The following is a 14836-nucleotide window of genomic DNA, read 5'->3' as shown; positions in this document are numbered from 1 at the left end:
ATGGGCGCGGGCCACGCCCACCGGCTCTACCGGCACGGCCACTCCCCCGTGCACGCGCTGCCCCCGCACACCAAGCTGGCCGCCGTGTTCGCCTTCGTGGTGGTCGTGGTGTCGACCCCGCGCGAGGCGATGTGGGCGTTCGGTCTCTACGCGGTACTGCTCGGGCTGGTCGCGTACGCGGCCCGCGTGCCCGCCGCATTCCTGCTCCGCCGCCTGCTGATCGAGATCCCCTTCGTGGCGTTCGCGGTGCTGATGCCGTTCGTGGCGGAGGGCGAGCAAGTGACCGTCCTGGGCGTGCAGTTGAGCTTGAACGGCCTCTGGGGCGCGTGGAACGTCCTCGCCAAGGGCACCCTGGGCGTGGCTGCCTCCGTCCTCCTCGCCGCCACCACCGAACTCCGCGAACTCCTCCTGGGATTGCAGCGGTTGAGGCTCCCGCCCCTCCTCGTCCAGATCGCGTCCTTCATGATCCGCTACGGCGATGTCATCACCGACGAGATGCGCCGGATGCGGATCGCCCGCGAGTCACGGGGTTTCGAGGCCCGGGGTGTCCGCCACTGGGGCGTGCTCGCGAAGTCGGCGGGCGCGTTGTTCATCCGCTCCTACGAACGCGGGGAGCGGGTCCATCTGGCCATGGTTAGCCGGGGTTACGCCGGTTCGATGCCGGTGATCGACGAGGTGACCGCGTCCCGGGCGCAGTGGTCGTACGCTCTCGCACTCCCGTCCGCCGCCCTTGTCGTATGCCTGTTGGGATGGACCCTGTGACGACCTTCTCTCTGGACGTGTCCGGGCTGGCCTTCGCCTACCCAGACGGCCATCAGGCGCTGTTCGGCGTCGACTTCACCGTCGCGCGCGGCGAACGCGTCGCCCTGCTCGGCCCGAACGGCGCCGGCAAGACCACCCTCGTCCTGCACCTCAACGGCATCCTCACGGGCGGCGCGGGCACGGTGACGGTGGCCGGACTCCCGGTCGGCAAGCGGCACATGGCGGAGATCAGGCGCCGGGTCGGGATCGTCTTCCAGGACCCCGACGACCAGTTGTTCATGCCGACGGTCCGGGAGGACGTGGCGTTCGGCCCGGCGGCGGCCGGCATGAAGGGCGCCGAGCTGGAGCAACGGGTGCGTACGGCACTGGAGTTGGTGGGAATGGCGGACTTCGCGGACCGTCCCCCGCACCACCTGTCGTTCGGCCAGCGGCGCAGGGTGGCCGTCGCAACGGTCCTGGCCATGGAACCGGAGATCCTCGTCCTCGACGAGCCCTCCTCCAACCTCGACCCCGCCTCCCGCCGCGAACTGGCCGACATTCTGCGGTCGTTGGACGTGACGGTCCTCATGGTCACGCACGACCTGCCGTACGCACTGGAGTTGTGCCCGCGCGCGCTGATCCTGAGCGACGGCGTGATCGCGGCGGACGGGAAGACCGGCGAACTCCTCGCCGACGAGGCGCTGATGCGCGCCCATCGCCTGGAGTTGCCCTTCGGGTTCGACCCGCGGTCCGTGACAATGGGCGCGTGACGAACGAGGACCATACGGTTGTTGCCGGGTCGCTGCGCCTCGACGAGCAGTTGTGCTTCGCGCTGTACGCGGCCCAGCGTGCGCTGACGGCCGCGTACCGCCCGCTCCTCGAGGAGTTGGAGCTGACCTACCCGCAGTACCTCGTCCTCCTCGTCCTGTGGGAACGCGGCGAGAGCACGGTCAAGGACCTCGCGACCGCCCTGCGCCTCGACTACGGCACGCTGTCCCCGCTCCTCAAGCGCCTGGAGACGGCGGGGCTCGTGCACCGGGAGCGCGCGGCACACGACGAGCGCTCGGTACTGGTCGCGTGCACGGAGCGCGGTACGGCACTCAGGGAGCGCGCGGCCCGCGTGCCGGGCGCGCTGCTGGCGGCGACGGAGCTGGCGATGCCGGAGGTCGTCCGTCTGCGCGAGGAGCTGTGGCGGCTGGCGGAACGGGCCGGAGCGGCGGCGGAACGGGCCCGCTGACCCGCTGACCTGGGGTTACCGGCGGTTTCCACCCCCTGCCGACCATCACCTCCCTACCGGTCAGTATCTTGTGCGCGATGTAGTTGCGCACTCTCGTGTTTCCGCTCCGGGGGAGGTCCCGCCATGACCGACGACACCGCTGACACCGCTGACACCGCAGTCGACACCCGTCCCACGAAGATCATGTACGTCGCCGAGGCCACCGCCCACGGCGGCCGGGACGGCTATGTCAGCAGCCAGGACGGCCAGATCGCCCTCCAGGTCGCGATGCCCCCGGCCCTGGGCGGCGACGGCAACGGCACCAACCCCGAGCAGCTGTTCGCGGCCGGCTACAGCTCCTGCTTCCACAACGCGCTGGTCCTCGTCGGCCGCCGGGCCGGCTTCGACCTGACCGGCTCCACGGTCGCCGCGAAGGTCGGCATCGGCCCCAACAAGCAGAAGGGCTACGGCCTCGCGGTCGCCCTGAGCGTGTCCCTCCCGGTCCTCGACGCGGGCATCGCGGCGAAGCTGGTGGACGCGGCCCACGAGGTCTGCCCGTACTCGAACGCGACCCGCGGGAACATCGACGTGACGATCCTGCTTGGTTGAAGTAGGACAGCGGGTCGGCGGAACCAGGAGTGCGGACGTGGACGTGAACGGCATGGTGGCCGAGGGCTTCGAGCCGGTCAGGGCAGCGTTCGTACGGAACTTCGAGGTGCTCGGGGACCGGGGCGCGGCCGTGACGGTGTACCGGGACGGGCACCGGGTCGTGGACCTGTGGGCCGGCACGAAGGACGTCGACGGCACCGCCCCCTGGCAGCGGGACACGGCCCAGATCGTCCGCTCGGCGACGAAGGGCGTGGCAGCCGCCGTACTGCTCCTGCTGGCGCAGCGCGGGGAGCTGGACCTGGACGCTCCCGTGGGCGAGTACTGGCCGGAGTACAAGGCCGCCGGCAAGGAACGGACGCCGGTGTGGCAGCTGCTCGCCCATCGCGCGGGCGTGCCGGTGCTGGACTGCCCGCTGACCCCGGTACAGGCCGCCGACCCGGTGCTGGGCGCGGAGGCGGTGGCGGCTCAGGCGCCGGTGTGGGAGCCGGGCACGGACCACGGGTACCACGCGCAGACGTACAGCTGGCTGACCGGTGAACTCGTCCGCCGGGTGACGGGCCGGTCGATCGGCGAGTGGATCGCGGACGGGATCGCGGGCCCGGTCGGGGCGGACCTGTGGGTGGGCCTGCCGGCGGACCAGGCGTCTCGGGTGGGCCGGGTGGCGCAGTTGGAGGCACCGGCGGCGGACGCGGGGGCCCTCCGCATGCGCCCCAAGCGCTCGGTCTCCGAGGCGTACGCGAACCCCGACTCCCTCACCCGGCGCGCCTTCGGGGCGATCACGCCGATGCCGGACGAGAACGACCCGGCGTACCGGGCGGCCGTGCTCCCCGCGTCGAACGGCATCGCGACGGCGGACGGGCTGGCCCGTTTCTACGCGTCCCTGATCGGCGAACTGGACGGCGGGGCAAGGCTGTTCGCCCCGGAGACGGTCGAGCTGGCCCGTGCGGAACGCTCGTCGGGTCCGGACCGCGTCCTGGTGGTGGGCACCCGTTTCGGCCTCGGCTACATGCTGCACGGCAGCGCGTCCCCGCTCCTCTCCGACGGCTCCTTCGGTCACCCGGGCCGGGGCGGCGCGCTGGGCTTCGCGGACCCGGAGTCGGGTATCGCGTTCGGGTATGTGACGAATTCGTTCCGCAAGAGCGTGACGGCTGATCCACGGGCGCAGGCGCTGGTCAGGGCGGTGCGTACCGCCCTGTCGTAGCGCAGTGGTACGGCTACGGCCGTCGGCGCCACGGCCGGCGTTCACGGCACTGGGGCAACAATGAGGTATGCGCTGCTGCTTCTCGGCTCCCCGCGCGGCCCTCGCCGCGCTCCCCACTCCCTACGACGTCCTGCGCTCCGGCACGCTCCTCGTCCCCGCGCTGCTGCGTGCCGCCCACAGCCGTCCCGGGCGCGCCGGATTCCGCCAACTTGCCGCCGTCCACCTGGAGTTGGTCACCCTCACCGAGGACAGCGCCATCATCACCTGGCACACCCGGATACCCGGCACCGACGACGGCTTCGGCCACCCGCTCCCCGCGGTCACCGAGGGCGAGGTCGTCTACGGCACCCACCCGGCCCGGCTCAACCGCGTCGCGGCCGAGGACCGGCCCACCGCGCACCACCAGGTGGAGCTGACCGGCCTGGAACCCGGGCAGACGTACTACTACCGGGCACGCTCCCGGGGCGTGACCGCCGTACCGACGCCGTTGCAGCACGTGCGCGGGAACGCCGTCGGCACCTCGCGGCACGGCCTCGGCTCCCTGACCGGCACGTACTCCTTCACCACGCCCCAGCCCCCGCCCGGCCGGCATCTGCTGTCCATCGCCCTCTGCAACGACCTGCACCTCGGCGAGACCACCGCGGGCCGTATGGCGGGCTTCCCGCTGCTGCGCGGGGTGTCACAGGCGGCGGGCCTCGCCGCCTATCCGGAGATCATGACCCGGGCCCTGGTCGAGGAGGCCAAGCGGCGCGGGGCGGACGTGCTGCTCGCCGCCGGGGACATCTCGGCGGGCGGATCACCACGGGACCTGGCCGGGGCCAGACGCATCCTGGACGGCTTCGGCACGCTCGGCCGGGACTATCTCGTCGTACGCGGCAACCACGACCGTGCGGGGAGCTCCGCCGACACGTTCCATGAGGGGTTCCGGGAGGGCTTCGGCGACGGGCCCGGTTACTTCGCCCACGACCTCGGCGGGCTGCGGATCATCGGGCTCGACACGTATGCCAAGGCCGGCAACGGGGGTGACGCGGGTGGGCTCGGGGAGGAGCAGTTGTCCTGGTTCCGGGCGCGGCTGCGGGCCGAGCCGGATCGGCCGACCGTCGTCTTCGGCCACCATCCGCTGACGGTACGGGACTCTGTGTTTCCGGTGACTCGGGGGCAGCAGCTCGATCGGCGGCAGGCTCGGGCGATCGTCGACGCGTATGCATCGGCGCCGGGGGTCTTCCTGCACCACGCGGGCCATACCCACCGGAACAAGCGGACCGTGCTGGTGCGGGCGCCGCATGTCGTTCAGCAGGAGGTGACCGCCGCGAAGGACTATCCCGGGGGGTTTCTGCTGCTGCGGGTGTACTCCGGGGGGTATGCGCTCAACCACTACAAGGCTGGTGGGGTTGAGGCGCGCGAGTGGGGGGAGCGGTCTCGGCGGGTGGCCGGGGGGTTGTGGCCGCATCATGCGTTGGGGCGTTCGGCTACGGACCGGAACAGCGTTCGGGCCCATGACCTGTCCGGGGTGGGCTCGTTGGGGGTGTCTGTTGCCTGAGTCGATTGGGTAGTCGGTTGGGTGCTGCGCCGTTGGGGCTGGGCGCGCAGTTCCCCGCGCCCCTAAAAAGAGGGCCCTGCGGGCCCCTTTTTAGGGGCGCGGGAACGGAATGGTCGCAGTATGCGGGACGTTTCCCGTCCATGACGCCCAAGAACGACAGCGCTGACGCCCGCACGATCACCAACCCGCCCACGCTCCACGACCCGACGCCGTTCGGCTACAGCCACGCGGTGTCGGCACCCGGTGAACTCGTCTTCATCGGCGGCCAGTACGCCTCCGACGAGACGGGCGCCCCGGTACCGGGCGACTTCGCGGCACAGGTGGACCTGGCCTTCGCCCGGCTGCGGTCGGCGCTGGCGGGAGTGGGCCTCGGCTACGAACACGTGGTCCGGCTGGGCACGTTCATCGTCGACCACGACCTCACCAAGCTGGAGACCCTGGGCAAGGCCCTGCACGCGCACTTCGGCGACCGCCTGCCTGCCCAGACCCTCAGCGGGGTCGCGTCGCTCGCGTTGCCGGGGATGCTGTTCGAGGTGGACGCGGTGGCCGTACGCCCCTGACCGGCGGTGCCGCCGGTCAGGGACCGTTGACGGGCTGGGGCTCCGGTCAGCCGTCGGACTCCGACGACGGGAGGTAGGCGCCCGGTACGTCGTTCGGCGTGTAGATCTTCTTGTCGCCGGGGTAGGGCTTGGTCCAGTTGTGGGTCTGGTACCAGGTGTAGCGGTTCATCTGGGTGGGGTTGGCGTAGTCGGGCACGGCGTGCGGGCCGGTCAGCCGCTGGTGCGAGGCCCAGGTCTTCCACTGGGCCGCGAGCGCCTTCTCGGCCGCCGGTACCGACACGGACGTAGGCGCGGCGGCCGCCTTGGTGTCCTGGGCCGCCGGGGTGTCCGAGCCGCAGGTCGGCTGGGGGCTGACGCCGAGGGTGAGGGAGGTGCGGTTGGGGACCGCCGTGAACGGGGTGTCGTCGGCCTTCGACGTGAACGCCCCGTACATGGGGGTGGCCGCGCTGTCGAGCTGGTTCATCGGGTGGATGCCGAGGATCTGCTCGATCGTGCGGACCATGGTGATCTGCGAGTAGTAGTGGTCGTCGACCGTGCTGTGGTTGGCGTACGGGCTGATGACCTGGACCGGGGCGCGGTGGCCGTCGACGTGGTCGAGGCCGGCCTGGGAGTCGTCCTCGACGACGAAGATCGCCGAGTCCTTCCAGAACTTGCTGTGGGTGATCTTGTCGACCATCCGGCCGACCGCGAGGTCGTTGTCGGCGACCTCGGCCGCCGCGTTGGCCGGACCGCCGGTGTGGTCGTTGGAGAACCAGAACATGTTCAGGTTCGCCGGGCCGTTCTTGTCGAAGTCCTGCTGCCAGATCTGCTCTTTGTAGATGTCCGGGACGTCGAGGTCGAACAGCGGGAACCCTTGCACGGACACGTTGTTGAGGGAGGGGATCGCCGAGCCCGTCTTGATGGGGTAGGCGGTCTGCGCTCCGGTGGCGGCCATGTTCTTGCTGTCGCAGTACAGGTTCTGCCAGGTCGCGCCGGCCGGCTTGGTCTCCAGCGACTGGAACTCGCCGAAGTCCTTGACGGACTTGCCGGCCGCCTGCGCGCCGGTCCAGATGAACCCGGTCTTCTGGTGGCCGAGGACGTCGTTCTCGGTGTCGTAGCTGCGCGTGTACTCGCCGGCCGAGGACTCGGTGTACTCCGGATTGTCCGACTGCATCAGCCAGTTGTGGCCCTCGGCGGAGTTGGTGCCGATGTCGTAGAAGTTGTCGTAGAGCCCGAACTGCTCTGCCAGCGCATGCTGGTTGGGCGTCACGTTCTCGCCGAACTGGGTGAGCGAGGAGTTGCCGTTGCCCTGCGGGAGGTCGCCGAAGACCTGGTCGTAGGTGCGGTTCTCCTTGACGAGCAGGAAGACGTGCTTGATCGTCGAGGGGGCGCCGAGGCGGGCGGGGACCGGGACGGCCTTCGTGTGGCTCTTGCCCGTGGCCGTCTTCACCGATCCGGCCGTCCAGCCGTTCTGCCTGAAGACCTTGGCCGTCTGCGACCTGACGACGAGGTCGCTGGGCAGCGCGAACTGCGTGACGCTCGACGTGGTGTCGTGCGTGTTGTGCCCTGCGGCGTCGGGGCGGAGCGCGTCCACACCACGGGTGTTGGCGACGACTACCTGCTTGCCGATGGCCGTGATCCCCGAGGGGAAGTAGTCGGTGGGGAGCAGACCGACGTAACGGGCGGGCTGCTGAGGGGAGTTGTAGCGGTACACGGCGACCGCGTTGGCGCGCCCGAGCGTCACCAGCAGCCGGCCGTCGTCGGTGAGCGTCACCGCGTTCGGCTCGTAGCCGACGGACGCCTCGGGCCACGGCTGGGTGGCGATGGTCTGGACGACCTTGTCCTTGCGGGTGTCGATGACGGACACGCTGTTGTCGGCGGTGTTGGTGACGAACACCGCGCCCTTGCTCGCGTACACCGCGGTCGGGTGCAGTCCTACGGCGATGGTGCCGACGGCGGCGGACGGGTCCGCGGTGTCGATGACACTGACCGTGCCGGTGGTGCTGGCACCGGTGTTGGGGTTCGCCGGCACGTCGGTGCCGTAGGAGTTGATGGTGGTGTCGCCGGCCTTCGCCGGGCGCCCGCCCTCGTCGCTGACGTACAACTTGCCGCCGACGAGCGCGATTCCTCGCGGGGCGGTGCCAACTACCCAGGTCTGCTTGATGGTTCCGGTGGCCGAGTCGATGGCGACGACCTTGTTCTGGCCGTTGACGGCGGAGTACACGGTGGAGCCGTCGGCGGAGAACACGGCCGCGCCCACGAGGGCCTGCTTGGCACCGTCGGCGGCGATCGGCACGGCCGTCGGACTGGCGAGGGTACCGTCGGCGTTGACGGTGAACTTGGTGTAGCCGTTCGCCTGCCCGAGCCACAGCTGCTTGCCGTCGGGCGAGTAGGTCGGGCCCTCCTGGCCGACGGCGCCGCTGCTGATGCGGAGGTCGTCCGCCGTGCTGGTGCCGATCTTCTGCTTGATCTGACCCGTAGTCAGGTCCATGACCACCAGAGAGGCGTCACCGTCGGCGATCGAGGCGGCGAGACGGGTGCCGTCCGGGCTGACCGTGGACGACATGATCTTGCCGTCGTTGATGACGGTGCGGCTGCCGTACGGCTTGATGTACTGGTCGCTGGAGATGACCTGGCCGTTGGCGGTGGTCTGGCCGACCTGCTGGGTGCCGAACTGGTATGTCGAGGCGACCGCCGTGCCCGTGACACCGAGGGCGACGGCGATACCCGTCGTCACGAGCAGTGCCCGGCGGCCGACGTGTCTGCCGAAGAGGTTGACCTGTTTCTTCTCGCTGATCCGACGCTGGCGAATTACCTGCACGGAACTGTTCCCTTCACTGGGTTTCGAGCAGTTCGACGTTGCCGTCGAACTGCCACAGCGGATTCGGGGCGTCACCGGTCGAAGTCCGCACCAGGAAGTAGCCGTTGACTTCCTTGGGACCGTCGCCGTCCGCCACGAACCGCCCGTCCGAGGTGATGTCGAGCTGGTAGATCGCCGTCCCCGTGACCGCGACCCCGGGGAGATGCCAGCTCACGACGCAGCGCCAGTCGTTGCCCGCCCCCTCCTGGGCGGCCTGGCCGTCGCTCTTGGTGCAAGCCGCCGAGGCCCGAAGCTGCGCCTCGGTGACGGCGGGCCGGTGCAACTGCTCGGTCTGCAGGCGATACAGATGCGCGAACACGGTCGCGAGGGACTTCTGCACCTTCCCCTGCTCGATCCCGGAGCCCGTCGACGGCGTCGCCACGGCGACCGCCCCCACGGTGACGGCGGTCAGCGCGGCCAGCGGCAGCAGGCCTACGGTGATCGCGCGGCGCCCGGAACCGTCGTAGGCCGGGTTGGTGAAGTCCCGCCGTACGAACAGGAGATAGGCCAGCGCGGTCGCGAGGGCGGCCCACGTCAGGCTGACCGCGACGCCGGTCAGGAGCGGGGCGAGCTGGGCCGGGTCGGTGAACAGGCCGTTCCAGGCGATGAAGGCGTAGCCGGGCAGGGCGAGGCGCACGGCGACCGGCAGCGGCAGCATCTGGGCGACCTGCATCGCGAGCGCGACCAGCACGGGCAGCAGCAGCCCCATCGAGGACCGCCCCAGCGCGACCGACCCGAGGAGTCCGATCGCGGCGAGGGCCAGGGTCGGGGCGAGGGCGCAGAGCCAGGCGAGCAGGACCTTGCCGGCCGCGTCCCCCGGCGCGAGCAGATGGCCGTCGAGACCGACGAGCGGCTGGTTGCCGACGGCCAGGAGCCCACCGGCGGCACTGGACCCGGCCAGCCCGGCCACCAGCACCACCATGACGGTGAGGCTGGCCAGCGACTTCGCCACGAAGATCCGCGCGGGCGAACGGACCGCCACCAGCAGATGCCGCCAGGTACCGAGCCGGTCCTCGGCGGCGAACACGTCACCGGCGACGAGCGAGGTCAGCAACGGGAGCGCCCAACTCCCCGCGAAACCAAGCATGACCAGCGGTCCGGCCCACCCCGTGGCGTGCATCCAGCGCCCGAAGAGAGTGTCGGAGGGGAGGGTGCTCTGCTGGCTCACCCCGGCGACGAAGAGCGCGGGCGCGACCCAACAGGCGAGCACCAGCAGGCGGATGCGCCACTGGGAGACCAGCTTGACGAGTTCGAAGCGGTAGCTGCGCGCGACGGAGACGCGACGGGCGGGGGCGACTGGTTCGGCAACGACGATCGCGCTCATCGACCGGCCTCCTGATCGGTGAGCGCGAGGAACGCGGCCTCCAACGGCGATGCCACGGGGGCGAGTTCACGCACCGCGATGCCCGACCGCACGAGTTGGGCCACCAGTTCGTCGAGGGCGGGGGTCAGCGCGCGTACGACGAACACCTCGGCGTCGTACCGCGCCCCGGCGTCGTCGACGACCTTGACCCCGCCGGTCGCGGCAGCGAGGTCGCGTGCAGCCCGCGGGTCGGACGTCCGCAACCGGTACTCGAGTTCACGACTCTCGGTGGCCAGCTTGCTCAACGGCCCGGAGAAGACGACCCGCCCCGTGGCGAGGATGGTGACCTCGGAACACAACACCTCCAGGTCGTCCATACGATGACTGGAGAGCACCACGCTGGTCCCGTCGGCGGCGAGTCTGCTGAGCACCCCGTGCACATGTCTCTTGCCCGCCGGATCAAGGCCGTTGGACGGTTCGTCGAGCACGAGAAGCCGGGGTTTGGTGAGCAGGGCGGCGGCGAGCCCGAGCCGCTGCCGCATACCGAGCGAGAACCCGCGGGCCCGGTCGTCGGCGACATCGGTGAGCCCGACCTGGTCGAGCACGTCGTCAATTCCCGCCGTCCGCGCGTCATTTCCACGCAACGCGGCCAGCGCGGCGAGATTCTGCCGGGCGGTGAGCGAGGGGTAGAGACCGGGCCCGTCCACGAACCCGGCGACACCGTCGGGGGCGGCGAACGCCCGCCCGACCTCCTGACCGAGGATCTCCAGCCGCCCACGGTCGGCGACAGCCAACCCCAACAACAGCCCGAGCAAGGTGGTCTTCCCGGCCCCGTTCGGCCCGACCAGACCATGAATCTGACCCTGCGTCACGTCCAGATCGACGCCGTCGAGCGCGACGACATCGCCGAAGCACTTCGTGATCCCGTCGGCCCGGACCGCGTGGCGTCTCTCCATGAGCCCCTTCTTTCGAATCCTCAGGGACCCTAGGGACACCACACATCACACACACAGGCAGCCGTCTGAACACCCATGGAACGGATCGTCAAGTCGTCGGCAAGCCCGGTGAAGAAACGGTCAACCAGCCCGCAGCATCAGCCCGATTCCGGCCACGAGCAGCACGGCGGCGGCGATCCGGGGCGCCCCGAAGCGCTCCTTGAAGAAGACGGCGCCGATGGCCGCGCCCACGATGATCGACGACTCGCGCAGGGCGGCGATGGGTGCGAGGGCCGCGCGGGTCTGGGCCCACAGGACGAGTCCGTACGCCAGCACGGACAGGGCGGCGCCGAGGAAGCCGACGGCGGCGAACGGCCGTAGGGCGGGCAGGAGTTGGCCGCGTCGGAGGTGGAGCGCGTAGGCCGGGATCATCCAGCCCTGGACGGCCATCAGCCAGGCGATGTACCCGAACGAGGACCCTGACGCCCGTACCCCGAGCCCGTCCACGACGGTGTACGCGGCGATCGACAGCCCCGTCGCCAACGCGGCGCCGATCGCGGCCCAGTTGGGGCGCCGTCCGCGCATCCCCCACAGGGCGACGCCGGTAAGTCCCGTGCACGACAGCGCGATGCCGGCCGCAGCCCACCCATCGGGTACCTCGTGTGCGAAGACGGCGGCGAGGACGGTGACGACGAGGGGGGCGGTGCCGCGTGCGATCGGATAGGCCTGCCCGAAGTCACCGAGCCGGAAGGACTTCATCAGCAGGAGGTAGTACGCGAGATGGATGAGCGCGGACGCCCCGATGTACGGCCACGCCCCGGCCGCCGGGAACGCCGTGAACGGCACGAGCGCCAGCCCGATGACCGTCCCGCCGCCCGCGATGAGGGTGAACCCGATCAGCTTGTCGGTGATGCGGTGGGCGAGGGCGTTCCAGCAGGCGTGGGTGACGGCGGCGAGCAGGACGGCGGCGGCGACCCCCGGGGTCACGAGGTCTGCTCGCGCACGTCCACCAGGGTGGCACCGGCGTGAGCGACAAGTTCCTTGGGTTCCATGGGGAATACGGCGTGCGGGTTGCCGGCGGCGGCCCACACGACGCTGTGCGCGAGCAGGGACCGGTCGGCGAGTACACGGGTCTTCGTACGATGCCCGAAGGGAGGCACGCCACCGATGGCATACCCGGTCGTCTCCCGTACGACGTCGGCCTTGGCCCGGGTGACCTTCTCGACCCCGAGTTCCCGCCGCACGAGCTCCACATCCACGCGCGAGGCCCCGTCCATCAGCACCAGCACCGGAACGCCGTCCGCCGCGAAGATCAACGACTTGCAGATCTCACTCAACTCGCACCCGATCGCTGCGGCGGCCTCGGCTGCGGTACGGGTGGCGTCGGGGAAGCGCCGAATACTGCCGAGCAACTCGGCGAGACCCAACTCCCGCAAGGCCTCGGCGAAACGAGGGTTGGCGCCGGAGTCCTCGGAGCCGTGGGTGTTTTCGCTGTCGTTCGTGGTCATGTGCTGCACGGTAGCGGCGGGTGTACGGGGCCTGCGACTGAGTTCTGACCGTTGGACCACTCGCTTCTTGGCCAGTGTCGGGCTTCCACGCCCCGAGTAAAGGGCGCTCCCTGCGGTCGCGTCGCCTACGGCGATTCCGCTTCGCTCCACCCTTGACTCGGCCCGCTCCAGCCCGTCTGAGAAGCGAGCGAGCGGCCCGGAAGGATGGGTGGCCCAGGCAAGAAGCCTGTCGGGTGGGCTGCGTTCCGGGCCGGGGTGACGGGGCGCGCTCGCGCCTTGCCAGCACGCCGGGTCGGCTCAGCGGCCAGCTGTGGGCGGGTGGGGATGGGGGTCGCCAGAAGCTGGGTCCCAGACTAACCACTCTATTCCCTGTGACTGGTTAGAAATGACCCCAGCCCACGGAGGGTGGGGGGTGGGGGTGGGCTGCAAAGCGTGACACTTTCGCCGCGACTGTCACACTTCTTCGGGACAGGTCCCCCGGGGAGAGGCAATCGGCAGATTCGGGCCACAGCCCGGACTGCCACCCAGGCCCGGCCCGGAGTCCCCACCGGCGGTTGGCCGCTGAGCCCACCCGGCGTGCTGGCGAGGCGCGAGCGCGCCCCACCGCACCGGCCCGCGACGCAGTTCAGGGACGGGGATTCCTACCTGGGCCCCCGTTCCTCACCGGCCGCCCGCTCGCTTCTGAAACGTGCTGGAGTGTCCCGAGTCAAGGGTGGAGCGAAGCGGAATCGCCGCAGGCGACGCGACCGTAGGGAGCGCCCTTTACTCGGGGCGCGGAAGCACGACACTGGCCAAGAAGCGGGCGGCCCGACGTTCACTTCGAGACGTACGTGACGAACTCGCCCCAGACGGGAGCGGAGAGGGCCAGCTGCGCGCCCAGCCGGTTCTTCGAATCCCGGATGTGGATCGTCGCGGGGGTAGTAGCCACCTCGACGCAGTCGCCGGATTCATTGCTGCTGCTGTAGCTGCTCTTGAACCAGTGAAGTTGCGAGGTGCTCATAGTGCTCCCAGCGCTTGCTCGATGAAGGCCAGCGACTCTCTCGGCGTGAGAGCCTGGGCCCGCATCATCCCATAACGCAGTTCAAGGACCCGAAGATCCTTGGGGGTTGAGACCGGGCGCCCGTTGAACGCTCCGTCGGACCGTCCGATCGCTGTGCCGTCGTTGAACTTCAGCACCTCGATCAGGCCGTTCATACCGGCGTGCTCCTCGGAGTCGGTGGGCATGACCTGAAGCGCGACGTTCCGCAGTCTCCCTACCTCCAGCAGGTGTTCGAGCTGCCGGCGCAGCACCGCCTTGCCGCCGATGGGTCGCTCCAGTGTCACCTGTTCCTGAATGAAGCAGAGTGCGGGTTCAGGCGACCGGTCGAAGATGGACTTCCGGGCAATGCGAGCAGCCACGTCCCGTTCCACCACGTCCTGGGGGTAGGGAGGCTGCCGAATGTCGAACAACGCCTGCATGTACTCGGACGTTTGCAGCAGGCCATGGATGTTGTGGTTGCTGTACAGCAGCATTTCCACCGCCCGAGCCTCCAAGTCCGCCAGCTCCCGCACCTTCTTCGGATACCGAGCCTTCTGCATGTCCTCCATGAACGCCCTCAAGTGCCCCTGCGCGTTCAGGAGTTGATCCACCCGGTGCAGGAACTCCGGCCTCGGGATCCGCACCCCGCGCTCGATCTTCCGGATCATGTCCTCGCCGTAGCCCATCGCTTCCGCGAGGTCGGCCACCCGCATCCCCGCCGCCTCGCGGAAAAACCTGAGCATCCGCCCCACCGCCTGGACCAACGGCTCGATCTCGTCGCCGGGTTCGACATCCCAACCGGCCTCGTCCGCAACCTCGTTCATGCCCCACCTCCACCGCGCACCTGTACCCGTACAACTTCCGAGACAGCCGAGACAGTGCGGGACAAAGCCGAGACAGTCACGCTACGCACCAGCGTCATCACTCACCCAGGGAAGCAAACGCGGCCACTCTGAGTGACATGAATCAAGAAACCGCCGCCCCTCCCAACTTCACGGTTCTCCTGTCGCCCACTCCCCGCGGCGCCCGCCTCGCCCGGCTGCTCGCCACAGAGCAACTCCGCGCCTGGGAACTCCCGTTGGACCGGGCCACTCAAATCGTCGCCGAGCTGGCGGCCAACGCCGCGACCCACGGACGCGTCCCGGGACGTGACTTCCGGCTGACCCTGTACGTCGTCGCCGGAACGCTCCGTATCGAGGTGTCGGACACCCGTGGTGACCGGCTCCCCCGGCTGCAAGTCGGAGACGGCTGTGGCGAATCGGGGCGCGGGCTGCTTCTCGTGGACGCTCTCGCCGACCGCTGGGGTGTCGCCCCGGGGCCGCATCCGCGGAAGACGGTCTGGGCCGAGGTCAGGATGTGAGGGGGG

General features: G+C 69.9%; 15 protein-coding genes. 8 read left to right on the top strand and 7 right to left on the bottom strand.

Annotated features, from left to right (window positions below; genetic code table 11):
* The 7 genes from cbiQ (at position 1) to OO70_RS43495 (ending at position 5867) form a co-directional block, all read left to right on the top strand.
* Entirely contained in the window at positions 1 to 762 is a 762-nt protein-coding gene (gene cbiQ / locus OO70_RS43525) for a cobalt ECF transporter T component CbiQ (RefSeq protein WP_043684812.1), read from the top strand.
* On the top strand, positions 750 to 1511 hold the full coding sequence (locus OO70_RS43520) for an energy-coupling factor ABC transporter ATP-binding protein (RefSeq protein ID WP_043684809.1): 762 nt from the start codon (positions 750 to 752) through the stop codon (positions 1509 to 1511). The genes cbiQ and OO70_RS43520 overlap by 13 nt, the downstream gene beginning before the upstream one ends.
* The gene (locus OO70_RS43515; protein ID WP_043684807.1) at positions 1508 to 1978 is read left to right on the top strand and encodes a MarR family winged helix-turn-helix transcriptional regulator; all 471 of its coding nucleotides are present in this window, start codon (positions 1508 to 1510) and stop codon (positions 1976 to 1978) included. The genes OO70_RS43520 and OO70_RS43515 overlap by 4 nt, the downstream gene beginning before the upstream one ends.
* Positions 1979 to 2101: 123 nt before the next feature.
* Positions 2102 to 2566, top strand: coding sequence for an organic hydroperoxide resistance protein (locus OO70_RS43510; RefSeq protein WP_043684804.1), 465 nt, complete (start codon positions 2102 to 2104; stop codon positions 2564 to 2566).
* Between the two features lie 37 nt (positions 2567 to 2603).
* Positions 2604 to 3767, top strand: coding sequence for a serine hydrolase domain-containing protein (locus tag OO70_RS43505; protein ID WP_043684801.1), 1164 nt, complete (start codon positions 2604 to 2606; stop codon positions 3765 to 3767).
* 67 nt (positions 3768 to 3834) lie between these two features.
* Positions 3835 to 5307 carry a purple acid phosphatase family protein gene (locus OO70_RS43500; protein ID WP_043684799.1) on the top strand — a complete coding sequence of 491 codons (1473 nt, stop codon included), beginning with the start codon at positions 3835 to 3837 and terminating at the stop codon, positions 5305 to 5307.
* A gap of 140 nt (positions 5308 to 5447) precedes the next feature.
* Positions 5448 to 5867 carry a RidA family protein gene (locus OO70_RS43495; protein WP_043684790.1) on the top strand — a complete coding sequence of 140 codons (420 nt, stop codon included), beginning with the start codon at positions 5448 to 5450 and terminating at the stop codon, positions 5865 to 5867.
* Between the two features lie 46 nt (positions 5868 to 5913).
* Here OO70_RS43495 and OO70_RS43490 read toward each other — a convergent pair whose 3' ends face one another.
* From OO70_RS43490 to OO70_RS43460, 7 genes are all read right to left on the bottom strand, one after another.
* Positions 5914 to 8667: a bifunctional YncE family protein/alkaline phosphatase family protein gene (locus OO70_RS43490; protein ID WP_043684787.1), complete on the bottom strand. Its 2754-nt coding sequence runs from the start codon at positions 8665 to 8667 to the stop codon at positions 5914 to 5916.
* Positions 8668 to 8680: 13 nt separating this feature from the next.
* Positions 8681 to 10030, bottom strand: a complete 1350-nt coding sequence (locus tag OO70_RS43485; RefSeq protein WP_043684784.1) for an ABC transporter permease — start codon at positions 10028 to 10030, stop codon at positions 8681 to 8683.
* Positions 10027 to 10965, bottom strand: a complete 939-nt coding sequence (locus tag OO70_RS43480) for an ABC transporter ATP-binding protein (protein ID WP_043684781.1) — start codon at positions 10963 to 10965, stop codon at positions 10027 to 10029. The genes OO70_RS43485 and OO70_RS43480 overlap by 4 nt, the downstream gene beginning before the upstream one ends.
* 120 nt (positions 10966 to 11085) lie before the next feature.
* Entirely contained in the window at positions 11086 to 11931 is an 846-nt protein-coding gene (locus OO70_RS43475; protein WP_043684778.1) for a DMT family transporter, read from the bottom strand.
* Complete coding sequence (locus OO70_RS43470) at positions 11928 to 12452, bottom strand: YbaK/EbsC family protein (protein ID WP_043684775.1); 525 nt, start codon at positions 12450 to 12452, stop codon at positions 11928 to 11930. Before OO70_RS43470 ends, OO70_RS43475 begins: the two co-directional genes overlap by 4 nt.
* Positions 12453 to 13266: 814 nt before the next feature.
* Positions 13267 to 13452, bottom strand: a complete 186-nt coding sequence (locus tag OO70_RS43465; RefSeq protein WP_043684772.1) for a DUF397 domain-containing protein — start codon at positions 13450 to 13452, stop codon at positions 13267 to 13269.
* Positions 13449 to 14294 carry a helix-turn-helix domain-containing protein gene (locus tag OO70_RS43460; protein WP_043684769.1) on the bottom strand — a complete coding sequence of 282 codons (846 nt, stop codon included), beginning with the start codon at positions 14292 to 14294 and terminating at the stop codon, positions 13449 to 13451. Before OO70_RS43460 ends, OO70_RS43465 begins: the two co-directional genes overlap by 4 nt.
* Before the next feature lie 137 nt (positions 14295 to 14431).
* Between OO70_RS43460 and OO70_RS43455 the strand changes: the two genes are divergently transcribed.
* The gene (locus OO70_RS43455; RefSeq protein WP_043684766.1) at positions 14432 to 14830 is read left to right on the top strand and encodes an ATP-binding protein; all 399 of its coding nucleotides are present in this window, start codon (positions 14432 to 14434) and stop codon (positions 14828 to 14830) included.
* The last annotated feature ends 6 nt before the right edge of the window (positions 14831 to 14836 follow it).

Origin of the sequence: Streptomyces xylophagus, from assembly GCF_000716435.1 — a bacterium.
In the GTDB taxonomy this organism is placed as follows: Bacteria; Actinomycetota; Actinomycetes; order Streptomycetales; family Streptomycetaceae; genus Streptomyces; species Streptomyces xylophagus.
Note: the sequence above shows the minus strand (reverse complement) of the source record. Positions and strands in the feature narration are given on the sequence as shown.